Genomic DNA, 26,781 nt, shown 5'->3' with positions numbered 1-26,781 from the left:
GAAGCGGAGCCGTAGGGCGCATCTTTCGCTGCATGACCGGGGGGTCATGGAGGAATTCGTATGCGTAAACTCGCCTTCTTCGCTCCTTTCGCCGCCACGATCGCCTTCGCCGGCATCGCCGCCGCCGAGCCGGCCACCGTCAACGTCACGATCGGTCACGAGCTTCAGCGCGATGCGGAGAACCTGGGCGCCCGTGAGGTGCAGGAACAGGTCGACCGTCTGACCTGGGTTCTGCAGTCGCGCCTGGCCGACAGCGCCGAACTGGAAGGCGCCCGTATCGATCTGGTGCTGACCGACCTGAAGCCGAACCGGCCGACCATGGAGCAACTGGTGAAGCGCCCGGGTCTCGATCCGCTTCGCAGCCGTTCCATCGGCGGCGCCGCGGTGGAAGGCACGGTCGTTCTGGCGGACGGAAGCACCCGACCGGTGCGCTACGACTGGTTCTCGCCCAGCCTCGCCGATGTGCAGGGCTCGACCACCTGGACCGACGCCGACCGCGCCTATGAGCGTCTGGCCCGCAACCTGGCCAACGGACGCTATACGGTTCGCTAAAGGCTTCTGGCCCGTTCCACGGCGGCGTTGACCGCGGCCTCGGCCGCGCGCGTCAGCCCGCCGTCTTCGGCCATCGCATCCAGACCGGCCCGCGTCGTCCCGCCCGGCGAGGCGATGCGGGCGATCAGGATGTCGAGCGCCTCGCCCGTTCCCGCGCCTGAACCCGCGGACTTGAGCGCGCCACGGGCCAGCCGCGTCGCGGCCTCCTCCGACAGTCCCTGCCCTGTTCCCGCCTGCGCCAGCGCAGCCACGAAGGCGTAGATGAAGGCGGGCGCGGAGCCGGCGACGGCGGTGGCGGCGTCCATCTGATCCTCGGCTTCCAGATCGACGACGTCGGCCAGAGGCGCGAAGAGCGTTCGCGCCGCGTCCGCTGCGATCGCATCAGAGGACCAGAGCGCGGCGACGCCGCTGGCCTGCGCCACGGCGGTCGTCGGCATGACGCGGGCGACGGTGCGGGCGGACAGGCTGGCGATATCGGCTGATTTCACCCCGGCCATGACCGAAACAATCAGGGCGTCCGGCGCCAGATGCGGGAGCAGAGGCTCCAGCGCAGCGCGCCACATGGCCGGCTTCACAGCCAGAACCACGACGCGCGATCGGGCGAGCTCGGAAAGGTCGGGATTAATGCTCGCACCCTGCCGCTGCGCCTGATCGGCGGCGGGCTTGGACGACGGCGTCAGGATGATCAGGTCGGCCGGCGCAACCGTCGAGGTCGTCAGCCAGCCTTCCAGAATGGCCGAGCCCAGACGGCCGCAGCCCACAAGGACCACGGCGCCGGTTGCGGTGTCAGATGTCATGGCCTCAGGCCGTGCCGACGGTCTCGAACAGGCAGGCGTCGATCGCCTCCTGCGGCTTCTTCGCGCCACGGACCATGAAGTCGAAGGCGGGGTAGTAGCGATCGGCCGCCTCGACGGCCGCGTCGATCATCGAGGCCGCCTGGGCCAGCGTCGGACGCTCGCCCATCGGCAGGGCCAGCGAGTGGCGGAAGACGATCTCGCCGTCCTCGGCCCAGACCTCGAAATGGCCCATCCAGGTGCGCTGGTTGATCAGGCCGACCAGCTCATAGGCAGCGGCGCGGCGCGACTTGCTGGCCTGAAGATCCAGGGCGCAGCACAGCTGCAGGCAATCGCCCTCGGGACGCCAGGCGAACCACAGCTCGTAGTCTTTCCAGTCGCCGGCCAGGGAGAAGGCCAGATCGCCCTCGTCCGTCCGGTCGAACGGAAGATTTTCCGCGACCAGAACATGCTCGACCACGTCCAGCGGATCGTGTGGCGTGTCGATTTCTTCGGGCCGTGCGGCGTCCATCAAGTCATCCCTGGGCGCGACTCACGCCCTGTTAAGGAACCGTAGGCGGGTTCGCAGATTCGGCTCAACCGGCTGCGTCCTTGGGGGGAACCCCTGCTGTGGACGTTCCCTTTCGAGGCGTCTTGGCGGCTGATTTCAGGGCTTCGACCTCGGCGCGCAGGGCGGCGATCTCGGCTTTCAGGACATCGAACTCGTCGCGACGGACCAGATCCATGTCGGCGGCGAAGCGGTCGGCCTGGGCACGGAAGGCGGTCTTGGCCTCTTCTCCTGCGGCCTGGGCCAGGCCCATGGCGCCGGTCGTCAGCTTGGCGAACTCGTCCAGGATGGGATTGCGGGTCTGCATGGAATGACGCTCCGACTCAAAGGGTTCGTCTGGTTAACAAGGGTTGCCCGATATGGTGAACGAAACCTTTCCGGTCACCCTGCCCTGCTTCAATCGGTTGCGGAAATTTCAGGGACGGGCGCCGCGACGCTTGCTAGAAGCGAGGCGAAGTCACCTCGGCAGGAGCGCCCGTGCAATTTCCTGAGTTCGACCCGGTCCTGGTCAGCATCGGCCCGCTGGATATCCGCTGGTATGCGCTGGCCTATGTCGCGGGCATCCTGCTGGGCTGGTGGTATGCCGCCAGGCTGATCAAGACCATGCGCCTGTGGTCGCCCGGCCAGCCGCCGATGAACACCCAGCAGCTGGACGATCTGATCCTGTGGGTGACGCTGGGCATCATCCTGGGCGGCCGCCTCGGCTTCGCCCTGTTCTACGAGCCCGCCCTGTACGGTCAGCTGTTCAGCGGCGCGGACTGGGGCGAGCGTCTGGCCCTGTTCCGCCTGTGGGACGGCGGCATGTCCTTCCACGGCGGCCTGCTGGGCTGCACCATCGCGGTGCTGGCTTTCGCCAACCGTCTGAAGCTGAACGTGCTGAGCGTCGGCGACGTGGCTCTGGCCGCTGCGCCGATGGGCCTGATGTTCGGCCGGATCGCCAACTTCATCAACGGCGAGCTGTGGGGCCGTCCGACCGACGTGCCGTGGGCCGTGCGCTTCTGCAACGAGCGGATCCAGAGCCTGTACGGCTTCTGCCCCGCCGGCGACGTGCCGCGCCACCCCAGCCAGCTTTACGAGGCGGGTCTGGAGGGCGTCTTCCTGTTCGGCGTTCTGGCGCTGGCGATCTGGAAGTTCGGCCTGCTGCGCAAGCCGGGCTACGTCACCGGCCTGTTCCTGGTCGGCTACGGTCTGAACCGCATCCTTCTGGAGAACGTGCGCCAGCCGGACGCCGGTCTGGAGAACCTGCCGCTGGGCCTGACCATGGGCATGTTCCTGTCGATCCCGATGATGCTGATCGGCGCCTGGCTGATCTGGCGCGCATGGAACCGTCCGCCCGCCGCCGCGTCCTGACGTCATGAGCCTGAAGGACCGGCTGGCGCGGGAGATCGCTCTCACCGGGCCGATGACGATCGCCGACTACGTCACCCGCTGCCTGCACGACCCGCAGGACGGCTACTACGCCACGCGTCCGGCGATCGGGGCGACGGGTGACTTCATCACCGCCCCGATGGTCAGCCAGATGTTCGGCGAGCTGATCGGCCTGTGGGTGGTCGAGGTCTGGCAGCGGCTGGGCGCACCGGAGCGGGTGCGGCTGGTCGAGGTCGGCCCGGGCGACGGCACACTGATGGCCGACGCCCTGCGCGCCGCCCGGCTGGCTCCGGACTTTCTGCAAGCCGTCGACCTGATCCTGATCGAGCCCAGCGCGCCCCTGCGCGAGGCGCAGGCCCGCATGCTGGCCGACAGCGACATCCATCCTCGCTGGGTCTCGGCGCTGGACCGGATCGAGACCGACGTCCCGGTCATCCTGATCGCCAACGAGGTGCTGGACTGCCTGCCCGCGCGCCAGTTCGTGAAGACGGAGGACGGCTGGGCCGAGCGCCGAGTCGGTGTGTCGGATGATGGCGACCTGCTGTTCGGACTGACCAAGATCACCGGCGGCTTCAAGCGGCCGGACTACGCGGTCGAGCCCGGCCAGACGATCGAGATTTCGGACCAGCAGGCCGGCTTCGGTCGCGATCTGGCGCAACTGGTCAAGGCGGCTTCGGGCGCGGCCCTGCTGATCGACTACGGTCGCTCGAAGGCCGGCGCCGGCGACACCCTGCAGGGCCTGCGCCGCCATCAGAAAGTCGATCCCCTGACCGATCCCGGCGAGGTGGACCTGACCCAGTGGGCCGATTTCCCCGCCGTGCTGGAAGCCGCCATCCATGCCGGGGCTGAGATCACCGGATGCATGGGTCAGGGCGAGTTCCTGCGCCTGCTGGGCATCGAGCATCGCGCGGAACGGCTGAAGACCGGCCGCCCGGACGCCGCGTCGGTGATCGATCGCCAGCTGGAGCGCCTGACCGGCGACGAGCAGATGGGAACCCTGTTCAAGGCCTGCGCGATCTTCTCTCCGAGGGCATTGGTCGTCCCCGGCTTCGAGGACCCGTCATGACGCTGACGCCGATCACCCATCCGCTGCTGGAGCGCGCAGGCGTCCGCCACGGGTTCTTCACGCGCGAGGGCGGCGTCTCCACCGGCCTCTACGAAGGCCTGAACACCGGCGTCGGCTCGAAGGACGATCCGGCCGCCGTGCTGGAGAACCGCGGCCGCATCGCCGGCTGGTTCGGCGGGACGCATGACGACATCGCCGCCTGCTACCAGATCCATTCCGCCGTCTGCCGCGTCGCCGAGGCCGGCTGGAAGGGCGAGCGGCCCGAGGGCGACGCCGTCGTCACCGCCACGCCCGGCGTGGTCTGCGGCGTGCTGACGGCCGACTGCGCCCCGGTCCTGTTCGCGGATGCGGAGGCCGGCATCGTCGGCGCCGCGCACGCCGGCTGGAAGGGCGCGCTGGGCGGGATCATCCACTCGACCGTCGCCGGCATGCAGGCGCTGGGCGCCGAGCCCTCACGCATCGTCGCCGTCGTCGGCCCCTGCATCGCGCAGGACAGCTACGAGGTCGGCGCCGACTTCGAGGAGCGCTTCGCCCACCACGATCCGGGCAGCGAACGGTTCTTCGTCGCCGGACCAACCGCAGACAAGCGCCTGTTCGACCTGCCGGGCTTCGTCCTGTGGCGTCTGGAACAGGCCGGCGTCGGCGAGGCCGCCTGGACCGGCGACGACACGCGCGTGGATGCGGCCCGTTTCTACTCGAACCGTCGTGCATATCTGAACGGAGAGCCGGACTTCGGCCGGCTGATGAGCGCGATCAGCCTGGGCTGAGCGCCGGGGCCTCTCAGCCCGCCATCGCCATTTCAGGCACGCGGACGACCTCGCGCCAGGCGTGCGGGTTGGCCAGCAGTTCGCGGACCAGCAGGTTGTTGATCGCGTGGCCGGCCTTCACGCCCTCGTAGCGGCCCAGCAGGGGCGCGCCCAGGACATACAGGTCGCCGATGGCGTCCAGCGCCTTGTGCTTCACGAACTCGCGCTCCATGCGCAGCCCGCCGGGGTTCAGGATCTCGTCGCCGTCGATGACCACGGCGTTCTCCAGCGAACCGCCGCGGGCCAGGCCGGCCTTACGCAGGGCCTCGACCTCGTGCGCGAAGCCAAAGGTGCGGGCCGACATGATCTCGCGACGGAAGGTGTCCTCGTCGACGACGAAGTCCACGACCTGATTGCCGATGACCTTGCTGTCGAAGTCGATCTCGAAGCGCATTTCGTAGCGGTCGCACGGCAGCAGGGCCGCGCTCTTGTCGCCGTCCTGAACGCGGATCGGCTCCAGGATCTCGATGTAGCGGACCGGGGCTTCCTGCTTGCGGAAGCCGGCGCGGTCCAGCAGCTGGACGAACGGCAGGGCCGAGCCATCCATGATCGGCACCTCGTGCCCGTCGATCTCGACGATGGCGTTCGACACGCCCAGGGCCGCGAAGGCCGCCATCAGGTGCTCGATGGTCGAGACCTCGACGCCGTCGGCGTTGGCGATGCGGGTGTTCAGGCGGGCGTCGATGACCATGTCGCCGCGCACCGGCACGACATTGTCGCGGTCCTTGATGTCGGTGCGCACGAAGACGATGCCCGTGCCGACCGGCGCAGGACGCACCGCCAGACGCACACGGTCGCCCGTGTGGACGCCCACGCCCGCGATGATCGCGGGGGCGATGGTCGTCTTCTGGAGATGGTCGTTGCGAACCGACAAACTGAACTCACTTTCGATACCGCGCCCCCGCCTCTGCGTGCGGAGTTCGCCTGACCGTCCGTGTACCGGCGCGTTCGCAAGCGCGAAATGAAAGTCGGGTTTCGGATTGTTTCGTTACGAAACAAGGGAGGGACCAGGGGTTAGGGATCAGGGACTAGGCACGCCAACGCCTTGGGCTTCCGACATGAAAAAAGAGGCGGCCCGTTCGAGCCGCCCCTGATTCTAATCCCTGGTCCCTGGTGCCCAGGACCTAGTTCGCCAGCCTGCGGAGAAACGACGGGATTTCCAGATCGTCCTCGGCCTCGCCCAGTTGCGGCTCCTGGACCGGCTGTTGCTGTGTCGTGGCGCGCATCTCGGTCTGACGCGAGCCCGGAGCCGGATAGGTCGGCTGCGGCTGCTGGCGCTTCTTGCCGAACAGGCTCCAGCCGCTCTTGCGGTGGTCGCGGTCGTCGTAGTCTTCATAGGCTGGCTCGGGACGAACCTCGGCTTGCGGCTCCTCCCGGTCGAGGTGCAACTCGCCTTGCGGCGACTGGGCGCGGGCGGCCGGACGCGGAGCGGACTCATACTCCTCGACCCACGGATCGACGATCGGCTCGAGATTGCGGTCTTCGGCGACGTGGATCACCGGCTCGGGCCTGGGCTCCGGAGCGCGGGCTACCGCACCGTACGACGGTTGAGCGGATTGAAAGGTCGGGACGACCGGGGCCTCTTCCACGCGCGCGCGCGGGGCTTCGGCGCGGACCGGCTCGGCGCGGGTCTCGACCGAACGGGTCGGCTCGGCCGGACGCGGGGCGGGAGCGGCCGGGCGACGGTTCTCGAAGATCGAGGTCGAGGCCGACGGCGGCGCCTTGGCGGCGGCCAGGTCTTCCATGCCGGTCGCGACGACCGACACGCGGATCTTGCCTTCCAGCGCCGGATCGAAGGCGGCGCCAAAGATGATGTTGGCGTCGCCGTCCACCTCGGCCGCGATGGCGTTGGCGGCTTCGTCGACTTCCAGCAGGGTCATGTCCATGCCGCCGGTGATGTTCACCAGCACGGCCTTGGCGCCCTTCAGCGAGGTCTCGTCCAGCAGCGGGTTGGCGATGGCGTTCTGGGCCGCCATCAGGGCGCGGTCGTCGCCGGAAGCCTCGCCCGTGCCCATCATCGCCTTGCCCATCTCGGACATGACGGCGCGGACGTCGGCGAAGTCGAGGTTGATCAGGCCCGGCAGGATCATCAGGTCGGTGATCGAGCGAACGCCCGAGTGCAGGACCTGGTCGGCCATGTTGAACGCGTCCGCGAAGGTCGTACGCTCGTTGGCGACGCGGAACAGGTTCTGGTTCGGAATGACGATCAGGGTGTCGACGTAGCGCTGAAGCTCGGCGATGCCCGCATCGGCCAGACGCATGCGGTGACGGCCTTCGAAGGTGAACGGCTTGGTCACGACGCCGACGGTCAGGATGCCGCGGTCGCGGGCGCATTTGGCGATGACCGGCGCGGCGCCTGTGCCGGTGCCGCCGCCCATGCCGGCGGTGATGAACACCATGTGGGCGCCGTCCAGGTGTCCGTAGATTTCTTCGGCCGACTCCTCGGCGGCGTTCATGCCGACCTCGGGATGCGCGCCGGCGCCCAGGCCCTGGGTGATGGTTTCGCCCAGCTGGATGCGGCGGTCGGTCTTGGCGAACGACAGGTGTTGCGCATCGGTGTTGGCGACGACGAACTCGACCCCTTCAAGGCCGGCGTCGATCATGTTGTTGACGGCGTTGCCGCCGGCTCCGCCGACGCCGAAGACGACGATACGGGGCTTCAATTCAGTGTTTTGCGGACGCACCAGCGAGAGAGACATGCGATTTCGACCTTCCGACCCTGCCCGTAGCCCCAGAAGCAAACCCCCGCCGATTCGCCTATGGTTATGAGCGCGTTAAGGATCGCGCTCCGGGCTTAATAGAAGGTTACCGGATACGGTGAGTCGGAGGGCGAACCACGAAAAAGGTTAACCTTTGCGGGAGAAATCCGGGCACGGACCCCGCAAGCGCCCAAAAGAAAAAGGGCGGCTCTTTCGAGCCGCCCCCGTTCTTTCGCTGAACCGTCGACTTAGAAGCGACGGCCGATGCGGAGCGACAGGCGACGACCGCGCATGTCGTAGGCGTTCAAAGCAGCGTTACCGATGCGGAACAGGCCGGCGCCGGCGAGCGGCGGAGCTTCATCCCACAGGTTCTGGATGCCGACCGAGGCGCTCCAGGTGTCGCTGTTGTAACGGACCGAGGCCGAGTGGGTGGCCCACACCGGAGTCTCGAGGTTGTAACGGACGCAGTAGGTGTTCGTGGCCTGACAGCTGGCCGAAGTGATACCGGCGGCATTGTCCTGATACTTCGTCAGAGCAAAGAGTTCGCCGCCGTTCTCGTCGATGTCCGAACCGCGACCGATGACGTCGATCCCGTAGAAGTACGAGAAGGCGCCACGGCTCAGGGTCACATACAGGTTACCCGAGTAGGCCGGGCCACCCAGGTTGTAGGTGTCGCCGAGATAGTTGGTCAGGCTGCCCTGGAAGATCTGGGTGTCTTCCAGCTTGAAGTTGTGAGCCGACTCGATGGTCAGGCGACCGAACGAGTACTCTTCCGACCAACGAACCTGGACGTCCAGGCCGCGGTTGTTCTGCTCGGCGACGTTGACGTACGAGTTGTCAACGGTGCCCAGACGACCGGCGTCCGGCCCCGACGGGATACGGGTGAACAGCGAGCAGAAGGCGGTCTGGCCCTGGTAGCAACGCGTAACGATCGCGTTGGCGCCCAGCTGGCTGACGGCGTCCTTAACGGTGAACTCGTAGTAGTCGACCGCGACGCTGACCGGGATGTCCCGCGGCGTCAGGACGAAACCGACGGTCCAGTTGTCGGCCGTTTCGGCCGTCAGCAGGTCGCGACCGCCGACCGACGAGATGGCGACGCTGGCGCCGCCCGTGGTGATCGGAACGCCGGCAGCGACGCAGGCCGCGCGGACTTGCGGGTCGATGTTCGGGTTGTTGGTGTAGTCATAGCAGGGATCCGACGACTGAGCGCCGTAACCGACCTGCGCACCCAGGAACTGTTCGTACAGCGCCGGAGCGCGGAACGAGGTGCCGTAGCTGGTGCGGAAGCGGACTTCCGGCGTCATGGCCCAGTTCAGACCGGCCTTGTAGGTCTCGCTGGTGCCGTAGGACTCGTAGTCCGACAGACGGCCCGAAACGTTCAGGCGCAGGTCATCGAAGAACGGCATGTCGGTGATCAGCGGGATATCCAGCTCGCCGAACGCTTCCATGATGGTGTCCGAACCCGCGGTGCGGCCGGCCGTGGTGAACAGCGCGGTGTTGCGCAGGATGGCTTGCGGCCCCGGCGTGTCGTCGATCTCTTCCTTGCGGTACTGGAAGCCAAACGCCGCGCCGACGTCGCCAGCCGGCAGGCTGAACAGGCTCGGGGTGCTGGCGCTACCTTCGACGAACATGTGCTCGTACGTCGTGGTGGCGTCTTCGTTGAAGAACAGGAAGCTGCGCTCGGCGTCCGTGTAGTTGCCGCGCAGGACGCGTTCCGTGGTCCACGGAATACCACCCGGCAGGGCCGAACAGTTGAAGTTCGAGACGTTGCCGCCCAGCGGAGTGTTGGTACAGGCGGTGCCCGGGCTGTTCAGGGCCAGGAAGCGGTCCAGATAGATGCGCGGGCCGTTGTTGTAGGTCGCGTCCGACAGCGCGTACTGGCCGTAGACATCCCAGTCCCAGTCGCCCGCTTGACCACGGAGACCGGCGACGATGCGGTAGTAGTCGATCTGCTGGAACGAGCTCGAGGCATACGAACCGACGGTCTGCACCGCCTGGCCGAACGGGTTGTTCGGGTTGTCGGCCGGCAAGTTGTTCGGCGCGCCGTTGACGATGTTGCGCTGGGCGAAGCTCTGGAAGACCTGGGCCGCGCCGACCTGGCTCGACTCACGACGGTTGTAGAGCAGCTCGGTGTAGATCTCGACGTTGTCCGTCAGATCGTAGCCGCCGGTCGCGTAGACCGAGTAGCGCTCGGCCGGGCTGATGACCGACGAGTTCTGCCACAGCTCGTTGTCGCTCGGCGTGTAGAGGTAGGTAGCCGGGAAGCCCGCGCGGTTGAAGCGTGCCCAGCCGTTATATGCGGCTGCACTCCCGGGGAACGCAGCTTGAGCAGCCGCGATGTTGTTGCCCGGGGTCGTATAGTCATAACCAGGCACCTGACGGACGATGTTCATCCCGGAGGTGAGCAGCGAGACATAGTTGGTGTTCTGGTTATAGCACTTCAGCTGGCCGGTCACCGGATCGGTGTAGTCCAGCAGGGCACCGGTGTTGATGTTGCGGACGATGTCGTTCGTGCAGCGCGTGTAGTCGCGATCGCGACGGCGCTGGATGAACGTCTTGCTGTATTCAGCAGCGACGTTGAAGTAGCCGCGGTCGAAGGTGCGGCCGAAGGCGCCGTCGATACGCAGCTGCTCGCCGCCCTCTTCGAAGGGCTGGCTGTAGAAGGCGTTCATCGAACCGCCGTCCCAGTCGCGACGGGTGATGATGTTGATCACGCCGGCGACGGCGTCAGAGCCGTAGATCGACGAAGCGCCGTCCTTCAGGATTTCGGTGCGCTCCAGGATGCTGCCCGGAATAACGCCGAGGTCGAAGGCCTGGACCTGACCGCGGGTACCGGCCGGACCGGCGCGACGGCCGTTCAGCAGGGTCAGGGTGCGCTGCGGGCCGGCGCCGCGCAGGGCGACCGACTGGGTGCCGCCGCCGCCGGCGGTGACGTAGCCGGTCAGCTGGTCGTTCAGCTGGAACGAGCTGACGGCCAGCGTCGAGTTCAGCAGGGCCTGGGCGACATCCGGGATACCGCGCAGGTCGCTGTTCTCGGACGTGATCGTCTGCACCGGCGAAGAGGCCGAGAAGTCGGCGTTGCGGATGCGCGTGCCGGTGACGACAACGGCGCCCAGGTCCGTGGCCTGGTCATCGCGCGGCGCTTCCTGACGGTTCGGGTTGGCCGGTTGCGGCTGAGCCGTCGGCGCGGTCTGGGCGAAGGCCGGAGCCGACACAGCCAGAACGCTCGCGAGGATCGTCGTGCCGAATAGATACTTGCGCTTGGTGAGCATGTGATTGGGGCCCCAACTGAATAGTGATGCAAACCACAGCGCCCGCCTTCCGACGGGACACTGGTTCGAATTTCACGCTAGCAGCAAAGATGTCGCCGACAAGGGATTGTGGCCTCTTGGAGACCAATCCGAACGCCGGTTGTTACAATCTGGACACACTGTCGCCATCCGGGCGAAATGTAAGCGCAAGGCGCAATACGGGCGTCGCTGGCCTCGCGCGGCCTCAATTCAGAGGGTTACAGGTTCTCGCGCAGCCAGCCCGCGGCGCGGGCGACCAGACCGCCGGTGTGCGCGCGGGGCGCATCTGCGGCCGTAATCTGGCGAGACATGAGTTTCCGCGCCGAAACAGCTTCGCGTGGACCATAAGCCGCGCGCAGCAGCACGCCGGCGGCCGAACAGAAGGCCGGGCCGGAGGCGGCGTCTGCAAGGTGAGGCGCGCGTTGCGGCTTGCCGAGTCGCACCGGGCGGTCGAACACGCGGACCGCGAGTTCGCGGACGCCGTTCAGCTGGCTGGCGCCGCCAGTCAGGACCAGCCCCGCCCCCGGCTCCAGGCCCACGCCGGCGTTGCGCAGGCGGTCGCGAAGCAGCTCCAGCGTCTCCTCGACGCGCGGAGCAATTACAGTCTTGAGCATGGCGCGCGGCACCACGACCGGGCCGGCGGACGGGTCCTCGCCGCGCGGCGGGGCCTCCAGCATCTCGCGGTCCTCGTTGGCGCTGGCCATGGCCGAGCCGTGCAGGGTCTTGAGTCGCTCCGCGCCCGCGCGCGAGGTCGACAGGCCGCGGGCGATGTCCGCCGTAACATGGTCCCCGCCGACGTTGATCGATTCGATGTGCAGCAGGGAGCGTCCGCCCCAGACCGCCGCCGAGGTCGCGCCGCCGCCCATGTCGATGCAGACGCAGCCGAGATCCATCTCGTCGTCTTCCAGCGCCGCCAGCGACGAGGCCACCGGCGCCGCCACCACGCCCTGCAGGTCCAGATGGGCCAGCTCGAGACAGTGGCTCAGGGCGTTGAACGCGCCCTCGGCCATGGAGACGACCAGCAGGTCGAGGCCCAGCGAATGGCCGCGCATCGAGCGCGGATCGTGCACGCCACGCGCGCCGTCCACCGACCAGGCGATCGGCAAGACGTGGATCGGGCGACGATTCGGCAGCTTGATCTGGGCCAGCGCCATGGCGATGGCGCGGGCCAGGTCGGCGTCGCCGACCGGATGCTGGCTCAGGGAGACCCGTGCCTGCACGCGGTGGCTGGCCATCTGGCCGATGGCCGTGGTGACGACGACACCCGAGACGGCTGTGCCGGCCGCGCGCTCCGCGCGCTCGACCGCGTGGCCGATGGCCTGGGCCGCCTCGTCCATATTGACGATGCCGCCGCCGCGGATGCCGCGCGACTGCACATGCCCGGCCCCGGCGACCCGGATGGTCCGGTCGGCATGGCGCACGCCCTCGGGCTTCATGATGAAGCAGCCGACCTTCGACGCGCCGAGGTCCAGCGCAGCCACGATCGGGGCGCGTCCCGATGCGCCCTTCGCCTCAACCGCGCCCTTGCCAGCCCGTCCAGCCATTCCGTGGTTCCTCAGTCTCTCAAGCGTCGCGGGCGGAGGGCCGGACGGCGACCTCCTCGGGGGTTCTCAGATCGATCCGGGCGAAGCCCAGCTCCAGCAGGCGTTCGCGCTGGTCCAGCGCATCCAGCTGGATCAGGGCGGCTTCCTGATTGGTCGCCGGCAGCTGGATCAGGCTGCCGTCCTTCAGGCGCAGGTCCCAGCGGCGCTCGTCCACACGCACCAGCGCATCCAGACGGCTGGCCAGACGCGGACGCTGGGCGACCAGCGGCAGCACCTCGGCGGCGGCCTGCTCGGCGCCCTTGCCCACGACCAGCGGCAGGTTCGGATAGCGGCCGGGATCGGCGCCCTGGATCACCTGACCGTGGCCATCGATGACCCAGGCCTTGCCCGCGGTCTGCCAGACGGCGAGACGATCATGCTCGGTGACGTGGACGATCAGGGTGTTGGGCAGCAGGCGCACGACGCGGGCCGACTTGACCCAGCCCACCTGCTCGACCCGCTGCCGGACCTCGTCGAGATTGACCGACAGCAGCGGCTGGTCGGCGTTCAGCTGCACGGCGCGCTGGATCGAGGCGGTCGCCTCGGCGCTCTCGCCCTCGATGTAGACGCGCTCGAGCTTCAGCCCCATGCCGGCGGTCATCCCGCCGAAACCGTCGCTGATCGAGGCGCCGATGCGCTCGGCGCGCGCGCCGGTCGCCAGAACGGCGCCCAGAAGCACGACGCCCGCCGCGATCGACAGCACGACCGCACGGGGCGAGAGGTCGAGACGGCCGATAGCCGCCATCTTTCCGGGAGTGGCCGGAGCGTTACGGGGCGCGCGGCCGCGTCCCTTGGGTCCGGGCGCGCCGCCGCGTTTTGCGGGCGGGTTCGTATTCTGTCGCCGACCGCCGCGAACTACCGCGGGCATGAGGCGTCCTCCACCATCCACCGGACCAGGTCTTTGTACGCCATCCCGCAGTACGCGGCCTGCTCTGGGACGAGCGAGGTTGGCGTCATGCCGGGCTGGGTGTTGACCTCCAAGAGGACCAGAACGTCCTTAACATCGTCATAACGGAAGTCGGATCGGCTAACGCCCCGGCAACCAAGCGCCCGGTGCGCCAGCTCCGACTCGCGCATCGCCCGCTCGAAGACGGCCGGCGGCAGGTCGGCCGGCAGCTTGTGGACCGACCCGCCCGGCGCGTATTTGGCCTCGTAGTCGTAGAAGCCCTTCACCGGGGTGATGTCGGTTACAGTCAGCGCCCGCGGGCCGGTCGCCTCACCCAGTACGGTGACGCACAGCTCCTTGCCCGGGACATAGGGCTCGACCATCACCTCCTCGCCGTAGGTCCAGTCGGGCGCCCCGACCTCGGCCTGCGGACCGTTGGCGCCCTCGGGCACCAGATAGACCCCGACGGACGAACCCTCGGCGTTCGGCTTGATCACATAGGGCGGCGGGATGACATGGCGGCTCGCCACCTCGTGCCGGTCGAACAGGCCGCCGCCGGGCACCTCGACGCCCGCGGCCCGCAGCACCGCCTTGGTCTTGTCCTTGTCCATCGTCAGGGCCGAGGCCAGCAGACCGGAATGGCTGTACGGGATCTGCAGGGTCTCGAGGATGCCCTGTACGCAGCCGTCCTCGCCCCATTCGCCATGCAGGGCGTTCAGCACCACGTCAGGCTTCAGCTCGGCCAGCACCTGGGCCAGATCGCGGCCGGCGTCGACGCGGCTGACCTTCGCGACCTGTCCTTCAAGGGCGTCGGCGCAGCCCTTGCCCGAGCTCAGCGACACCTCGCGCTCGGACGACAGCCCGCCCATCAGGACGGCGACGTGAAGCTCTGCAAGAGGACGGGTCATGATCGGCTCCGGGCATCCTTCAGCGCCCCTCAACCGATTGCCGTGGGGACGGTTAAGAAGCCTTAACCAGAACCCCGCCCGCGCGAGATAAATTGGGGGTGAAGCCCAGCGCCCGAAATCGCTCATCCCCGCGAAGGCGGGGATCCAGTGCGGAAAGCAGACCACGCACGGGCTATCCGGCGCGCGCTGCAATGCGCCCGTGCTGACCCGCTGCATGTACTGGGTCCCCGCCTTCGCGGGGATGAGCGGAAAGTCCGGGATCGGAAATCAGCCCTTGCGGCCGATCCGCTTGATCTCCCAGTCCAGCTGGACCCCGGTCTTGGCCTTCACGTCGGCGCGGACGGCCTCGCCCAGCCCCTCGATGTCGGCGGCGGTCGCCTCGCCGGGGTTGATCATGAAGTTGGAGTGCAGCTCGCTGAACTTTGCCCCGCCGCCGTTCACGACATGCAGCTTGCCGCGCCAGCCGGCCTCGTCGACCAGCTTCCAGGAGGAGTGACCTTCGGGGTTCTTGAAGGTCGAGCCGCCGGTCTTGTCGCGGATCGGCTGGGTCTGCTCGCGGCGGCTGGTGATCTCGTCGATGCGGGCCTGCACGGCCTCCGGCGCGTCCGGGGCGCCGCGATAGGTCGCCTCGACCCAGATGATCTCGTTCTCGGGCACGACGCTGTGGCGATAGGTGTAGCCGAAGTCGGCCAGGACGTACTCGACCCGCTCCCCTGCCCGCGTCACGCCGCGCGCCGAGACCAGCACGTCCTTCGTCTCCGAGCCGTAGCAGCCGGCATTCATGGTCAGGGCGCCGCCGATGGTGCCCGGAATGCCGGCGTAGAACTCCAGCCCGGCCAGCCCGGCTTTCGCCGAGGCCTTCGCCACCATCGAGTCCAGAGCGCCTGCGCCGGCGGTGATGGTTTCGCCGTCGGCCGTGATCTGGGCCCACGGCCGTCCGGCCAGACGGATCACCACGCCCTCGACCCCGCCGTCGCGCACGATGACGTTCGAACCGACGCCCAGCACGGTCACGGGTACTGCCGGGTCCAGCACCTTGAGGAAGTCGGCCAGATCATCCGCGTCGGCTGGAATGAACAGGGCGTCTGCCGCACCGCCCACCCGGAACCAGGTGTAGGGCCCCAGCGGCTCGTTCAGCAGCAGCTTGCCGCGGACTTCGGGATACGAGCTCAAGACAGCGCCTCCAGCTGCGCCGGCAGGGCGTAGGCCCAGCTGGTGATGTCGCCGGCGCCCAGCAGGACGACCAGATCCCCGGGCTGGGCCACGTCGCGGATCGCGCGCGGCAGGACGGCGGCGTTCTCCAGCGGCTGGACCTGACGGTGGCCGAAGCGGCGGATGCCGTCGACCAGGGCATGCTTGTCGACGCCCTCGAGCGGGGCCTCGCCGGCCGGATAGACGTCGGCGACGAAGACCGCGTCGGCGTCCGAGAAGCAGGTCGAGAACTCCTCCATCAGGTCGCGCAGGCGGGTGTAGCGGTGCGGCTGGACCACGGCGATGACGCGGCCCTCGGCCACCTGACGGGCGGCCTTCAGCACGGCGGCGATCTCGACCGGATGGTGACCGTAGTCGTCGACCACGCGCACGCCATTGACCACGCCCGTGGTCGTGAAGCGACGCTTGACCCCGCCGAACCCGGCCAGACCGGTCTTGATCGCCTCGTCCGAGACGTCCAGCTCGCGCGCCACGGCGATGGCGGCCAGGGCGTTGGAGACATTGTGCCAGCCGGCCATCGGCAGGTGCAGACCGGCGATGCGGATCGGCTCATCCAGCGCGGCGAGACCCTGCTGCTGGATCACCACGTCGAAGCGGCAGCCGTCGGGGCCCATGTCGCAGTTCTCGGCGCGGACCATGGCCTGCGGGTTCAGGCCATAGGTGACCAGACGGCGGTTATCGATCGAGGCGACCAGGCGCTGGACTTCGGGGTGATCCAGACAGACCGCCGCGAAGCCGTAGAAGGGGATGTTCTCGACGAAATCCACGAACGCCTTCCGGACGCCGTCGAAGTCGCCGTAGTGGTCCAGATGCTCGGGGTCGATGTTGGTGACGATGGCGACCGTCGACTTCAGGCGCAGGAAGCTGCCGTCGCTCTCGTCGGCCTCGACCACGATCCAGTCGCCGTCGCCGACCTTGGCGTTGGTGCCGTAGGCGTTGATGATCCCGCCGTTGACCACCGTCGGGTCGAGGCCCGCGGCGTCCAGCAAGGCCGCGACCATCGAGGTCGTCGTCGTCTTGCCGTGGGTGCCGCCGACAGCGATCGAGAACTGCAGCCGCATCAGCTCGGCCAGCATCTCGGCGCGGCGAACCAGCGGAATGCGGCGCTCGCGGGCGGCCATCATCTCTGGGTTCGAGGCCTTGACCGCGGTCGAATAGACGACGGCCGAGACGCCTTCGCTGACGTTGGCGCTGTCGTGGCCAATGAAAATCTTCGCGCCCAGCTTCTCCAGCCGTTCGGTGTTGGCCGAGGCCTTGGCGTCCGAGCCCTGCACCGAATAGCCGATCTTCAGCATGATCTCGGCGATGCCGCTCATGCCGATGCCGCCGATGCCGACGAAGTGGACGGGACCGAGGTCGAACGGAACGGGGCGAAGGCGAGCGATCATCGAAGCGGGTTAGCAGGGGTGATGGGGCAAGGGTAGAGGCTGGACGCGATCTGACCCCTCCACCACCGGCTTCGCCGGCGGTCCCCCTCCCCACTGCGTGGAGAGGTGAGCGGACACTTTCACCTCTCCACGCAGTAGGGAGGTGGCTCGACGCGCTCGCGCGGCGAGACGGAGGGGTCAGTCCTCGCTGACAAAATCCTGTGCGAACTCCGGCGAGTCCTCCTCGCCCGGCAGCAACGGCGTCTCGTCTTCGTCGGACGCGCGCGTGGGGTCTGGCACCTCGAAGCCGACCGGGATGGACAGGTCCAGCAGGCCGGCGGCCTTCATCTCCTGCACGCCGGGCAGGTCGTAGAGGCTGGCCAGGCTGAAGTGTTCGAGGAACTTGTCCGTCGTGCCGTAGGTGACGGGCCGACCGGGCGTGCGACGACGACCCTTCAGCTTCACGAAGCCCATCTCCAGCAGCAGGTCCAGTGTCCCCTTGGACAGGGACACGCCACGCACGCTCTCGATCTCGGCGCGGGTGCAGGGCTGGTGATAGGCGATGATCGACAGGGTCTCGAGAGCGGCCTTCGACAGCCGGCGCGGCTCCTCCCGTTCCTCGGTCATCATGAAGCTGAGATCCGGCGCCGTGCGGAAACGCCAGCGATCGGCCACGCACTCCAGCTCGACGCCGCGGCCCTGATAGCGCTCGCGCAGGGCCGAGATGGCCCCGCCAACATCGGCTCCCTCGGGCAGGCGCCGCGCGATCTCGGCGGCCGACAGCGGCCCGGCTGCGGCGAACAACAGCGCCTCGACCCGGCGCTCGATCTCCATGTGGTCGGGAGCGAATTGAACCATGTCAGCCCTCCCCCACCGCCGTCATCCTCGGGCTTGCCCCGAGGATCGGATGTGGCCGCACACTGTGCGCCCGACGGGATGAGGGCCGGCGCCCGACGTTCCATGCAGAGCGCGCCGGAACGTCCGATCCTCGGGTCAAGCCCGAGGATGACGAGGAGAACGGAGCAGTCACGGCGTCAACTCCAGCGGCTGGGCCTGCCCCGGACCCTGGCCGCGACGCTTCAGGAAGATATCGGCGAACGCCTCGGCCTGTTTCACGTCCATCGCCCCCTCCTTCACCAGCTCCAGACTGGCCGACAGGGTCGAGGCGGTAAAGCTGGCCTGTGAAGGGCCCTCTTCCCCGTGCTTCTCGGGCGCGATGCGATCCAGCGGCGTCCATTGCTCAAGACGCGGCAGCACCTCGCGAAGCCAGTCGCGGGCGGCCTCAAGCTGGAAGGCCTCGACCCGCTGGCCGGGATTGTAGCGCCGCTGTTCCTCGCGACGACGCTGGGTGACATAGGCGGCCATCAGTTCGTACAGGCTGGCGTCGATCCGGTCGGACGGCACGATGACCAGCGCCTCCGGGTCGCCGCGCGTGAAGACGTCGCGCTTCAGTTGCGGCCGGGACTGGATCGCCTCCACCGCCTTGCGCATGGCCTCCAGCTTCTGCAGCCGGAAGGCCAGCGCCATGGCCATTTCCTCGGCCGGCAGTTCATCGCCCTTGGCCTTCTCGTTGCGCGGCAACAGCAGGCGGGACTTCAGATAGGCCAGCCAAGAGGCCATCACGAGATAGTCGGCCGCCAGCGCGAAATTGCGCCGCCGGGCCTCGTGCACGAAAGCCAGATACTGTTCCGCCAGCCGCGTGATGGACAGCTTCAGCAGGTCCACCTTCTGCGTCCGCGCCAGCGCCAGCAGCACGTGCAACGGGCCTTCATAGCCTTCCAGATCCACGACGAAGGCGTCGCGCTCGTCCGCCTGATCGACGGCCTGGAAATCCAGATTGGGCTGGAAGGCTTCGGTCACCCTCAGGCCTCCGCCACGTCAGGCCCCTTGGCCGCGTCGATCCGACCGGCCATCGCCGCGTCGAAGCGCAGGCGAGCCTCGCGGACGTCCAGCGGTTCGGGCGTGTGGACGATGCGGGCCAGGGCGGCCTCGGCGCGACGCGCGGCCCCGCCCTTCAGCTTGCCGACGCCGGCAGCCACCTGCTTCATCTCGTCCATGATCCCGTTCCAGTGGATCACCAGATCGCAGCCGGCCTTCAGCGACTTCTCCGCGCGCTCGGTCAGGGTGCCGGAGAGGGCGTTCATCACCAGATCGTCCGACAGCAGCAGGCCGCCGAAGCCCAGCCGTTCGCGGATCAGTCTGATCGCCTTCCTCGACTGGGTCGCGGGCCGCTTCTTGTCGATGGCGGTGAATACGATGTGCGCCGTCATGCCGATGGGCATGTCCGACAGCGCCCTGAACGGCGCGAAGTCCCAGGCGTCCAGCGTCTCCAGGTCCGCGTGGACCGTCGGCAGCTCCTTGTGGGTGTCGGCGAAGGCGCGGCCGTGGCCGGGCATGTGCTTGATCACCGGCAGGACGCCGCCGGCCAGCAGCCCCTCGGCCGCCGCCCGGCCCAGTTGCGCCACCGTCGCCGGATCGCGGGCATAGGCGCGGTCGCCGATGATGTCGTGGGCTCCGGCCACCGGGACATCCAGAACAGGCACGCAGTCGACGTTGATGCCGACCTCTTTCAGGTCATGCGCCATCAGCCGTGCCCCAAGGCGGGCCAGCTCGCGCGCGGCCAGCGGGTCGTTCGTCGCCTTCAGATAGGCGTCGCCCGGCGGATATTTGGGCCAGTGCGGCGGGCCCATGCGCTGCACCCGGCCGCCTTCCTGATCGATCAGGATGGGCGCGTCGGGGTTGTCGATGCAGGCGCGCAGTTCTGCGGTCAGGGCGCGCAGCTGCTCCGGGCTTTCGACATTGCGCCGGAACAGGATGAAACCCCACGGCCGGACCTCGGCGAAGAAGGCCTTCTCCGCCTCGGTCAGCCGATGGCCCTCGCAGCCGTAGATCGCGGCCGTCGTCACCGAACGATGCAGTCGCCGCCGGACGCCTTGATGGCGCTGCACAGGCCGGTCGCCTGCTCGCGGCTCAGGCCGGTCACCGTGGTGCGGTAGACGGTGTTGCCGTTCGAGGCCGTGACCTCCTGCACCCGGCGGCTGGCGCCCGCGGTGAACTGCGAATAGCGACCCACGACCGAGGCGTACTCGCGCTCGGCGATGGCCGGGGTCGAGAAGGCGCCGATCTGAACGCCCGAGGTTCCGCCGGCGGCGGGCGCGGCCGGGCGCGGGTCGGCCTTCTCGGCCGGCGGCGTGGCGGGACGGGTCGCCGGCGCGGTCGCCGACGGCAGCGGGGCGGCGACGATGGGATCCGGCTGCGGCGCGGGGCGCGGCTGCGGCGTCTCCGGCGGCGGGGTGAAGGTCGGGGCGTCGGTCGGCGTCTGGGCGTTCGAATAGACGTCGATGCCCGCTTCCGGATCGATCGGCTGGGCGTCGACCGGCGCATCGGCCTTCATGGCGCCGACCTCGCGGCCCACGGCCGGCGGGGCGTCGCCCGAGGCGCGCGGGCCGGCGCGGTAGTAGACCACCACGGCGACGATCAGCAGCAGGAGCACGACGGCCGAGATGATCAGCGTCATCGGCGGGGCCTTGCCGCCGCCTCCGCCGCCACCGCCCCGGCGCGGGTCGTAGCCCTGCCGGTTGAAGGGCAGATCGTCCTCGGTCGGCGGCGTATAGGCGCCGCGGTCGCGACCCGGGTTCGGACGATAGGGATCTTCGTGGGACATGACCGCGCCTTTCAGGAGCGGCCGCGCGAATCGGCGCGGCCGGACAGCATCCTAACCCGCCCCGGCGACCTTACGAATCACAGATCCAGGGCGAGGTCGAGGCTGAACAGCTTGCGATGCTCTTCAATGGCGTAGCGGTCGGTCATGCCGGCGATGTAGTCGCACACGGCGCGGGCCTGCTTGGTCTCGTCCCCGCTGAGCGCCTTGCCCGACCATTCCGGCGGCATGGTCTCGGGCTCGGCCATGAACAGCTGGAACATCTCGGCCAGGATCCGCCGGGCCTGGCTTCGCGTCCGGTTGACCCGGTAGTGGCGGTACATCCTCTCGAACAGGAATTTCCGCAGCACGCCCAGGTCCGCAAGCATGGCCGGCGAGAACGACACCAGCGTCCGCTTCGCCATCCGCACGTCCTCGGTCGAGCGAATTTCGTCGGCCTCGATCCGGGCCTCCGTCTCGGCCAGCACGTCCTCGACCATCACGCCGATCATCCGGCGCACGGCCTCGATCCGCGTCATCCGCTCGCCGACATCCGGCCAGTCCTTGCGCACGCCGTGCAGCACCGGGCCGATCAGCGGCACATCGGCCAGGTCCTCGAGGGTGAACAGACCCGCCTGCACCCCGTCGTCCACATCGTGATTGTTGTAGGCGATGTCGTCGGCGATGGCCGCCGCCTGCGCCTCCAGCGAGGCGAAGGTCCCCAGCCGCAGGTCCCAGTCCTTCGCATAGTCGGCGATGGCCTGCCACGCGGGCTCGTCCAGCCGGTGGCTGACCGGACCGTTGTGCTTGACCACGCCCTCGACCGTCTCCCAGCTGAGGTTCAGTCCCTCGAACTGCGGATAGCGCTCCTCCAGCTTCGTCACGACCCGGAAGGTCTGGACGTTGTGGTCGAAGCCGCCCCACCGCTGCATCTGCGCCTGCAGCTCGTCCTCGCCGGCGTGGCCGAACGGCGGATGCCCCAGGTCGTGGGCCAGGGCGACCGTCTCGGCGAGGTCGGTATCGAGCCGCAGCGCATGCGCCAGCGACCGCGCGATCTGCGCCACCTCCAGCGAATGGGTCAGGCGCGTGCGGTAGTGGTCGCCCTCGTGCGCCACGAAGACCTGGGTCTTCTCCTTCAGCCGGCGGAAGGCGGTCGCATGGATGATGCGGTCGCGGTCGCGGGCGAAGGCGTTGCGGGTGCGACTGATCGGCTCGGGGGACAGCCGACCGCGGCTGTGTTCGGGGTATTCGGCCCAGGGTGCGCGTTCGGGGAACAACGTCGGCGGCTCGTCTGTGATCACGGGTCTTTGCGAACGCCCGTCCGCGCCTCATATAGAGCCGCGTGAGCACCGTCCAATCCGCACCCGCCTTCGAACTGTCGCCGTCCACCGGCGGCCACGGCCTGACCCTGGCCGACAGCGCCGCGCGCCGGCTGGCGAAGCTGGGCGAGGCCGAAGGCCATACCGTCATGCTGCGGGTCGCCGTCGATGGCGGCGGCTGCTCGGGCTTCCAGTACCGGCTCGAACTGGTCGAGGCCGCGGACGCGGAGGACATCGTCATCCGCGCCGACGGTCAGGCCGCGGTGGTCGATCCGGTCTCCCTGCCCTTTCTGAAGGGCTCCGAGATCGCCTTCGTCGACGATCTGTCGGGCGCCCAGTTCGTGGTCCGCAACCCGAACGCCGCCTCCAGCTGCGGCTGCGGCGTCAGCTTCTCGATCTAGCAGGCCTAGCGCGGAGCGATCTTCGCGGCGTCCAGCGCCCTGCGGACGCGGGCGATGACGTCCTCCGGCTCGAAGGGCTTCATCAGATAGCCGTTGCCGCCGGTGGCCAGCACGTCGCGCACGACCTCGGGCCGGCCGTCGGCGGTCATCATCACCACCGGCACATCGTTCCCCGACTTGCGGATGCGGCGCAGGGTCTCGACCCCGTCCATCCCCTGCATGCGGATGTCCATCAGCACCAGATCGACCGGCGCGTCAGCCAGGTGGACCAGCGCCGCCGCGCCATTGCCGACCGACCGGGCCTCATAACCCGCCTGCGTCAGGAACAGGACGGCCGCGGCCGCCAGCTGGGCATCATCGTCGACGACGAGGACGCTCTCGCTCACGCCAGCGTCTCCTGGAAGCGGACCGCCTGTCCGTGGGCCCGGCCCTGCAGTTCGCCGTCCCGCATCACGACCCGGCCGCGCACGATGGTGGCCATCGCCTTGCCGGTGCACTCCATGCCGTCGAACGGCGTCCAGGCCGAGCGGGTGGCCATGTCCTCGTGCTTCAGGACGTGCTTCGCCTTCAGATCGACGATGGTCAGATCGGCGTCATAGCCCTCGGCCATCCGCCCCTTGCCGGCGATGCCGAACACCCGGTTCGCGCCGTGGCTGGTCAGGTCGATGAAGCGGTCCAGCGACAGGCGGCCATTGGCGACATGGGTCAGCATGACCGGCACCAGCGTCTGCACGCCCGGCATGCCCGAGGGCGAAGCCGGATACGGACGGGCCTTCTCTTCCAGCGTATGCGGCGCGTGGTCCGAGCCCAGCACGTCGGCGACGCCATGCTCGATGCCGCGCCACAGGCCGGCGATGTGATAGGCATCGCGGATCGGCGGGTTCATCTGGGCCAGACCCTTCAGCCGCTCATAGGCCTCGTCGCCATCCAGCGTCAGGTGCTGGGGCGTGACCTCGACGGTCGCGACGTCCTTGTTGTGGGCCAGAAAGTCGATCTCTTCGGCCGTCGTGACGTGCAGGACGTGGATCCGGGCGCCGGTCTCGCGGGCCAGCCGCACGAGGCGACGGGTCGACATGATGGCGCTCTCGGGGTCGCGGACCTCCGGATGGCTGGTCCAGTCGCCGGTGCGCGCCAACGGGCGGCGCTCGACCAGACGGTATTCGTCTTCGGAGTGGAAGGTGGCGCGGCGCTTCACATGGCTCAGCACCTCACGCACGCCGTCGTCGTCGGCCACCAGCAGGGTGCCGGTCGAGGCGCCCATGAAGACCTTCACGCCGCAGCACCCCGGCAGGCGCTCCAGCTCACCGAGGTACTTCGCGTTCTCGTGCGTGCCGCCGATGTAGAAGGCGTGGTCGGTCCACATGCGGTCGCGGGCGCGATCCAGCTTGTCTTCCAGCGTCGCCGGATCGGTGGTGTTCGGCTCGGTGTTCGGCATTTCGAACACGGCGGTGACCCCGCCCAAGGCGGCGGCGCGCGAGCCGGTCTCAAGGTCTTCCTTCCACTCGAGCCCCGGCTCGCGAAAGTGGACCTGGGTGTCGATCACGCCCGGCAGAACCGTCAGGCCGGCAGCGTCGAACACCTCCCCGGCCGAGGCCTGCGACAGGTCGCCGACGAAGACGATGCGGCCGTCACGGACGCCGACATCCGCCAGCCCCCGTCCCGCATGATTTGCGACTTCGCCGCCACGAACGATCAGGTCATAGGTCATGGCCTGCCTGAATAGTCGGAAACGCCGCCGATGGCAGGGGGCGCGCGGAAAAAATGAGGGCTGTCTGTCACATCTCCCCACCCCCACGCCGTCACCCTCGGGCTTGACCCGAGGGTCGGAGGTGGACGCGGGCAGTGCGTTGGACGGTCGAACGCGAACCATCGGACAGACAGAGCTCGCCACAGCGTCCGATCCTCGGGTCAAGCCCGAGGATGACGGGTACTTCTTGCTTTATCGCAGGGAAAAACCCGGAGCGTTCAAAGACCCCACCAGTCCCACATCGTCACCCTCGGGCTTGACCCGAGGGCCGGAGGTGGACGCGGGCTGTGCGTTGGACGGTCGAACGCGAACCATCGGACAGACAGAGCTCGCCACAGCGTCCGATCCTCGGGTCAAGCCCGAGGATGACGGGTACTTCTTGCTTTATCGCAGGGAAAAACCCGGAGCGTTCAAAGACCCCACCAGTCCCACGCCGTCACCCTCGGGCTTGACCCGAGGGCCGGAGGTTGGAGCAGGCTGTGCGTGGACTCTCAAAACGCAAGCCTCTGGACAGGCACAGGTCGCACAGCGTCCGATCCTCGGGTCAAGCCCGAGGATGACGGGTACTTCTTGCTGTCGGAGATCGCAGGGAAAAATCCAGAACAATCCCCCCCACATCGTCACCCTCGGGCTTGACCCGAGGGCCGGAGGTGGACGCGGGCTGTGCGTGGACGCTCGAAACGCAAACCGTCGAACAGGCAGAGATCGCCACAACGTCTGGCCCTCGGGTCAAGCCCGAGGGTGACGGAGCATGTGATCGGGTCTCACCCCGCCCGCTCCGCCAGCAGCTTCTTCGCCGCCCTCAGCATCCGGTCGGCCGGGACCTCGTTCATGTGCTGGATAGCCTGGTTGAGGCCGGGATCGATCTTGCGGAACTCGTCCACCGAGCGCGGACCGCGAACGGCGATGCCGCCCCAAGGGCCGCGCACCGTGTCGTCGGACGGGCCGAAAGCGGCCACCACGGGCGCGCCGGCGGCCGTGGCCAGATGGGTCCAGATCGAGTCCCCGCCCAGATACAGGTTGGCGCGCTCCAGCACGGCCAGAGCCTCCTGCTTCGTCAGCTTGCCCTGCAACTCGACTGTGCGGTTTCGCGGCATCGCCAGGCGGATGGTGTGGGCCGCGTCACGATCCTTGTCGTCGCCCAGCACCACGACGCGACCACCGGCCAGAGGGCCGTCGTTGGTCAGGTTCGCGGCCAGCGTCGCAAAGCGTTCGGCCGGCCACTGCCTGCCCATCCAGTCCGCGCCCGGCGCGATGACCAGCAGGGGCGCGCCATCGGCAGGCAGGCGGTTCTCGACCCTGGTGCGGGTGATGTCGGAGGCGAACAGTCTCGGCGGCGGGACCTCGTCCAGCTGCAGCACGCGGGCGGCCAGTTCGACCTTGTGCACGCCCGGCTCGTCCTTCGTGCGCACAGCGCGCTTCTGACGGCTCAGCTTGCCCGAGAAGGTGGTGCCGCGCATGTCGACGACCAGCCCCCATTTGACCGGCCGCACCTGGTTCCAGAGGCCGAGCCATTCGAGGCGCCCCTCCTTCTCCAGCACGATCAGGCGATCGAGGCGCGGGGTGTCGGCGAACAGCGGGGCGCTGACGGGCGAGCCGACGATCGTGAAGGTCGCCTGCGGCATGGCCTCGACGAGATAGGCCAGAACACCGGACGACAGGACTGCGTCTTCGGCGTCGGCCTCTGCGAGGTAGAGGATGGGGAAACGGCCCGCCATGCGTCGGTTGTACAGAGATTCTCGTCGCGGAAGCGGGACATGACGCATCCCTGTAATCAAGCTGTGGACGGCCTGATGTTGACCCGGACGCGGGTTTCCGGTCTGGCATCGTCGATGATCGCGCGCGCCCTCCTCTCATGAGCCTGCCCCTGCTTCCGGATCGGCAGTGTGGCGGCTGCGTCGAGTGCTGCCGGGTGATCCCGTTGAGCCTTCCGGAGCTGTCCAAGCCGACCGGCCAGCTGTGCGCCTATTGCGTCGACGGCGCGGGCTGTTCGGTCCATGCCATCCGCCCGCAGACCTGCCGGACCTGGTTCTGTCTGTGGCGCGTGATCGAGCTGTCGGACGACTGGCGGCCGGACCGCAGCGGCGTCGTGGTGCGCCCGGACGGCATCGAGGACGGGGTCATCACCCTGTTCGTCGTGCGCCGCTCGGAGTTTCTGGCCTCGGAAGAGCTGTTCGCGGTCGTCGCCGGCTGGCTGGCCGAGGGCGTCGAGGTGGCGCTGAGCGTGCCCGGCCCGGTCGGGACCTACCCGGCGCGGGCAGTGGTCAGCGACTGGCTGCGCCCGGCAGTCGAGGCCGGCGATCCGGACGACTTCACCCGCCGGGTCCTGCTGTCGCTGGACAAGCTTGAGCAACACGACTGGCAGCCGGATGGGATCGAGCCGCGCTACGCCGTCACGGGTTGAAGACGCTCGGAAGCAGGAAGATCAGCAACGGCGCAAGGATCGTCGCAATGGCCGAGGCGATCGCCATCGCCGCGCCGATGCCGAGGATGACCCAGAGCGCCTTGTCCTTCATCCGTCCGAACTGCCCTCTTCACTCCGTGCGCAGGCCTGCATGGCTTCTGCACGACGGAACCTCAGGAACTCCACGTGACC

26 protein-coding genes are annotated in these 26,781 nt (G+C 68.4%); 6 read left to right on the top strand and 20 right to left on the bottom strand.

The features are described from left to right. Positions 1 to 60 precede the first annotated feature (60 nt). Positions 61 to 552, top strand: a complete 492-nt coding sequence (locus ABDZ95_RS07075; protein ID WP_343792106.1) for a hypothetical protein — start codon at positions 61 to 63, stop codon at positions 550 to 552. On the opposite strand, the gene ABDZ95_RS07070 is transcribed toward ABDZ95_RS07075, so the two are convergent. The 3 genes from ABDZ95_RS07070 to ABDZ95_RS07060 form a co-directional block, all read right to left on the bottom strand. Further along, a complete protein-coding gene (locus ABDZ95_RS07070) occupies positions 549 to 1,349 on the bottom strand; it encodes a pyrroline-5-carboxylate reductase family protein (RefSeq protein WP_343792104.1) in 801 nt (266 codons plus the stop codon). The genes ABDZ95_RS07075 and ABDZ95_RS07070 overlap by 4 nt on opposite strands. Before the next feature lie 4 nt (positions 1,350 to 1,353). Beyond that, the gene (locus ABDZ95_RS07065) at positions 1,354 to 1,857 is read right to left on the bottom strand and encodes a type III secretion system chaperone family protein (RefSeq protein WP_343792102.1); all 504 of its coding nucleotides are present in this window, start codon (positions 1,855 to 1,857) and stop codon (positions 1,354 to 1,356) included. Positions 1,858 to 1,921: 64 nt separating this feature from the next. Further along, positions 1,922 to 2,200 (bottom strand): accessory factor UbiK family protein, encoded by a 279-nt coding sequence (locus tag ABDZ95_RS07060; protein WP_343792100.1) that lies wholly within the window; start codon positions 2,198 to 2,200, stop codon positions 1,922 to 1,924. 170 nt (positions 2,201 to 2,370) lie between these two features. Here ABDZ95_RS07060 and lgt point away from each other — a divergent pair, with 170 nt between their 5' ends. From lgt to pgeF, 3 genes are read left to right on the top strand one after another with little or no spacing between them, the layout of a single operon-like run. Next, on the top strand, positions 2,371 to 3,243 hold the full coding sequence (gene lgt / locus ABDZ95_RS07055; protein ID WP_343792098.1) for a prolipoprotein diacylglyceryl transferase: 873 nt from the start codon (positions 2,371 to 2,373) through the stop codon (positions 3,241 to 3,243). 4 nt (positions 3,244 to 3,247) lie between these two features. Next, positions 3,248 to 4,327, top strand: coding sequence for a class I SAM-dependent methyltransferase (locus tag ABDZ95_RS07050; protein ID WP_343792096.1), 1,080 nt, complete (start codon positions 3,248 to 3,250; stop codon positions 4,325 to 4,327). Further along, positions 4,324 to 5,094: a peptidoglycan editing factor PgeF gene (gene pgeF / locus ABDZ95_RS07045; RefSeq protein WP_343792094.1), complete on the top strand. Its 771-nt coding sequence runs from the start codon at positions 4,324 to 4,326 to the stop codon at positions 5,092 to 5,094. Before ABDZ95_RS07050 ends, pgeF begins: the two co-directional genes overlap by 4 nt. A gap of 13 nt (positions 5,095 to 5,107) precedes the next feature. Here pgeF and lpxC read toward each other — a convergent pair whose 3' ends face one another. The 13 genes from lpxC to ABDZ95_RS06980 all read right to left on the bottom strand — a co-directional run bounded on the left by lpxC (position 5,108) and on the right by ABDZ95_RS06980 (position 21,995). Further along, positions 5,108 to 6,007 (bottom strand): UDP-3-O-acyl-N-acetylglucosamine deacetylase, encoded by a 900-nt coding sequence (gene lpxC, locus ABDZ95_RS07040; protein ID WP_343792092.1) that lies wholly within the window; start codon positions 6,005 to 6,007, stop codon positions 5,108 to 5,110. A 250-nt stretch (positions 6,008 to 6,257) separates the two neighbouring features. Beyond that, complete coding sequence (gene ftsZ / locus ABDZ95_RS07035) at positions 6,258 to 7,832, bottom strand: cell division protein FtsZ (protein WP_343792090.1); 1,575 nt, start codon at positions 7,830 to 7,832, stop codon at positions 6,258 to 6,260. 248 nt (positions 7,833 to 8,080) lie between these two features. After that, on the bottom strand, positions 8,081 to 11,104 hold the full coding sequence (locus ABDZ95_RS07030) for a TonB-dependent receptor plug domain-containing protein (RefSeq protein ID WP_343792088.1): 3,024 nt from the start codon (positions 11,102 to 11,104) through the stop codon (positions 8,081 to 8,083). A 236-nt stretch (positions 11,105 to 11,340) separates the two neighbouring features. Then, entirely contained in the window at positions 11,341 to 12,666 is a 1,326-nt protein-coding gene (gene ftsA, locus ABDZ95_RS07025; RefSeq protein WP_343792086.1) for a cell division protein FtsA, read from the bottom strand. 19 nt (positions 12,667 to 12,685) lie between these two features. Further along, on the bottom strand, positions 12,686 to 13,573 hold the full coding sequence (locus ABDZ95_RS07020) for a cell division protein FtsQ/DivIB (protein ID WP_343792084.1): 888 nt from the start codon (positions 13,571 to 13,573) through the stop codon (positions 12,686 to 12,688). Then, positions 13,561 to 14,499 (bottom strand): D-alanine--D-alanine ligase, encoded by a 939-nt coding sequence (locus ABDZ95_RS07015; RefSeq protein WP_343792082.1) that lies wholly within the window; start codon positions 14,497 to 14,499, stop codon positions 13,561 to 13,563. The genes ABDZ95_RS07020 and ABDZ95_RS07015 overlap by 13 nt, the downstream gene beginning before the upstream one ends. Positions 14,500 to 14,766: 267 nt before the next feature. Continuing rightward, positions 14,767 to 15,672: a UDP-N-acetylmuramate dehydrogenase gene (gene murB, locus ABDZ95_RS07010; RefSeq protein ID WP_343792080.1), complete on the bottom strand. Its 906-nt coding sequence runs from the start codon at positions 15,670 to 15,672 to the stop codon at positions 14,767 to 14,769. After that, positions 15,669 to 17,099 carry a UDP-N-acetylmuramate--L-alanine ligase gene (gene murC, locus ABDZ95_RS07005; protein ID WP_343792078.1) on the bottom strand — a complete coding sequence of 477 codons (1,431 nt, stop codon included), beginning with the start codon at positions 17,097 to 17,099 and terminating at the stop codon, positions 15,669 to 15,671. Before murC ends, murB begins: the two co-directional genes overlap by 4 nt. A 177-nt stretch (positions 17,100 to 17,276) precedes the next feature. Then, complete coding sequence (gene scpB, locus ABDZ95_RS07000; RefSeq protein WP_343792076.1) at positions 17,277 to 17,936, bottom strand: SMC-Scp complex subunit ScpB; 660 nt, start codon at positions 17,934 to 17,936, stop codon at positions 17,277 to 17,279. Positions 17,937 to 18,104: 168 nt separating this feature from the next. Beyond that, entirely contained in the window at positions 18,105 to 18,938 is an 834-nt protein-coding gene (locus ABDZ95_RS06995) for a segregation and condensation protein A (protein ID WP_343792074.1), read from the bottom strand. Between the two features lie 2 nt (positions 18,939 to 18,940). Next, positions 18,941 to 19,984 (bottom strand): beta-N-acetylhexosaminidase, encoded by a 1,044-nt coding sequence (nagZ, locus tag ABDZ95_RS06990; RefSeq protein ID WP_343792072.1) that lies wholly within the window; start codon positions 19,982 to 19,984, stop codon positions 18,941 to 18,943. Beyond that, positions 19,981 to 20,742, bottom strand: a complete 762-nt coding sequence (locus ABDZ95_RS06985; RefSeq protein ID WP_343792070.1) for an SPOR domain-containing protein — start codon at positions 20,740 to 20,742, stop codon at positions 19,981 to 19,983. The genes nagZ and ABDZ95_RS06985 overlap by 4 nt, the downstream gene beginning before the upstream one ends. Before the next feature lie 77 nt (positions 20,743 to 20,819). Then, on the bottom strand, positions 20,820 to 21,995 hold the full coding sequence (locus ABDZ95_RS06980) for a deoxyguanosinetriphosphate triphosphohydrolase (RefSeq protein WP_343792298.1): 1,176 nt from the start codon (positions 21,993 to 21,995) through the stop codon (positions 20,820 to 20,822). Between the two features lie 65 nt (positions 21,996 to 22,060). On the opposite strand from ABDZ95_RS06980, the gene erpA reads away from it, so the two are divergent. Further along, positions 22,061 to 22,438, top strand: a complete 378-nt coding sequence (gene erpA, locus ABDZ95_RS06975) for an iron-sulfur cluster insertion protein ErpA (protein WP_343792068.1) — start codon at positions 22,061 to 22,063, stop codon at positions 22,436 to 22,438. Between the two features lie 5 nt (positions 22,439 to 22,443). On the opposite strand, the gene ABDZ95_RS06970 is transcribed toward erpA, so the two are convergent. The 3 genes from ABDZ95_RS06970 to ABDZ95_RS06960 all read right to left on the bottom strand — a co-directional run bounded on the left by ABDZ95_RS06970 (position 22,444) and on the right by ABDZ95_RS06960 (position 25,903). Continuing rightward, a complete protein-coding gene (locus ABDZ95_RS06970; protein ID WP_343792066.1) occupies positions 22,444 to 22,824 on the bottom strand; it encodes a response regulator in 381 nt (126 codons plus the stop codon). Then, positions 22,821 to 24,146, bottom strand: coding sequence for a dihydroorotase (locus ABDZ95_RS06965; RefSeq protein WP_343792064.1), 1,326 nt, complete (start codon positions 24,144 to 24,146; stop codon positions 22,821 to 22,823). The genes ABDZ95_RS06970 and ABDZ95_RS06965 overlap by 4 nt, the downstream gene beginning before the upstream one ends. Before the next feature lie 803 nt (positions 24,147 to 24,949). Then, positions 24,950 to 25,903 (bottom strand): glycosyltransferase family 9 protein, encoded by a 954-nt coding sequence (locus ABDZ95_RS06960; protein ID WP_343792062.1) that lies wholly within the window; start codon positions 25,901 to 25,903, stop codon positions 24,950 to 24,952. A gap of 137 nt (positions 25,904 to 26,040) precedes the next feature. Here ABDZ95_RS06960 and ABDZ95_RS06955 point away from each other — a divergent pair, with 137 nt between their 5' ends. After that, complete coding sequence (locus tag ABDZ95_RS06955) at positions 26,041 to 26,589, top strand: hypothetical protein (RefSeq protein ID WP_343792060.1); 549 nt, start codon at positions 26,041 to 26,043, stop codon at positions 26,587 to 26,589. Here the strand turns inward: ABDZ95_RS06955 and ABDZ95_RS06950 are convergent. Further along, entirely contained in the window at positions 26,579 to 26,701 is a 123-nt protein-coding gene (locus tag ABDZ95_RS06950; protein ID WP_343792058.1) for a hypothetical protein, read from the bottom strand. The two genes, ABDZ95_RS06955 and ABDZ95_RS06950, sit on opposite strands and share 11 nt — an antisense overlap. Positions 26,702 to 26,781: the final 80 nt, after the last annotated feature.

This window comes from Brevundimonas kwangchunensis (assembly GCF_039523815.1).
In the GTDB taxonomy this organism is placed as follows: Bacteria; Pseudomonadota; Alphaproteobacteria; order Caulobacterales; family Caulobacteraceae; genus Brevundimonas; species Brevundimonas kwangchunensis.
The sequence above is the reverse complement of the archived record's forward strand: the minus strand, read 5'-3'. Positions and strand labels throughout refer to the sequence as shown.

Bases quoted from the DNA above. Each gene is read 5' to 3' on its own strand.
- ABDZ95_RS06985 (WP_343792070.1), bottom strand. From the start codon at position 20,742: ATGTCCCACGAAGATCCCTATCGTCCGAACCCGGGTCGCGACCGCGGC.
- ABDZ95_RS07020 (WP_343792084.1), bottom strand. From the start codon at position 13,573: ATGCCCGCGGTAGTTCGCGGCGGTCGGCGACAGAATACGAACCCGCCC.
- ABDZ95_RS07060 (WP_343792100.1), bottom strand. From the start codon at position 2,200: ATGCAGACCCGCAATCCCATCCTGGACGAGTTCGCCAAGCTGACGACC.
- ABDZ95_RS06960 (WP_343792062.1), bottom strand. From the start codon at position 25,903: ATGGCGGGCCGTTTCCCCATCCTCTACCTCGCAGAGGCCGACGCCGAA.
- ABDZ95_RS06950 (WP_343792058.1), bottom strand. From the start codon at position 26,701: ATGAAGGACAAGGCGCTCTGGGTCATCCTCGGCATCGGCGCGGCGATG.
- ABDZ95_RS07015 (WP_343792082.1), bottom strand. From the start codon at position 14,499: ATGACCCGTCCTCTTGCAGAGCTTCACGTCGCCGTCCTGATGGGCGGG.
- ftsA (WP_343792086.1), bottom strand. From the start codon at position 12,666: ATGGCTGGACGGGCTGGCAAGGGCGCGGTTGAGGCGAAGGGCGCATCG.
- ftsZ (WP_343792090.1), bottom strand. From the start codon at position 7,832: ATGTCTCTCTCGCTGGTGCGTCCGCAAAACACTGAATTGAAGCCCCGT.
- ABDZ95_RS07070 (WP_343792104.1), bottom strand. From the start codon at position 1,349: ATGACATCTGACACCGCAACCGGCGCCGTGGTCCTTGTGGGCTGCGGC.
- ABDZ95_RS07050 (WP_343792096.1), top strand. From the start codon at position 3,248: ATGAGCCTGAAGGACCGGCTGGCGCGGGAGATCGCTCTCACCGGGCCG.
- ABDZ95_RS06955 (WP_343792060.1), top strand. From the start codon at position 26,041: ATGAGCCTGCCCCTGCTTCCGGATCGGCAGTGTGGCGGCTGCGTCGAG.
- scpB (WP_343792076.1), bottom strand. From the start codon at position 17,936: ATGGTTCAATTCGCTCCCGACCACATGGAGATCGAGCGCCGGGTCGAG.
- pgeF (WP_343792094.1), top strand. From the start codon at position 4,324: ATGACGCTGACGCCGATCACCCATCCGCTGCTGGAGCGCGCAGGCGTC.
- ABDZ95_RS07065 (WP_343792102.1), bottom strand. From the start codon at position 1,857: ATGGACGCCGCACGGCCCGAAGAAATCGACACGCCACACGATCCGCTG.
- ABDZ95_RS07030 (WP_343792088.1), bottom strand. From the start codon at position 11,104: ATGCTCACCAAGCGCAAGTATCTATTCGGCACGACGATCCTCGCGAGC.
- murC (WP_343792078.1), bottom strand. From the start codon at position 17,099: ATGATCGCTCGCCTTCGCCCCGTTCCGTTCGACCTCGGTCCCGTCCAC.
- ABDZ95_RS07075 (WP_343792106.1), top strand. From the start codon at position 61: ATGCGTAAACTCGCCTTCTTCGCTCCTTTCGCCGCCACGATCGCCTTC.
- ABDZ95_RS06965 (WP_343792064.1), bottom strand. From the start codon at position 24,146: ATGACCTATGACCTGATCGTTCGTGGCGGCGAAGTCGCAAATCATGCG.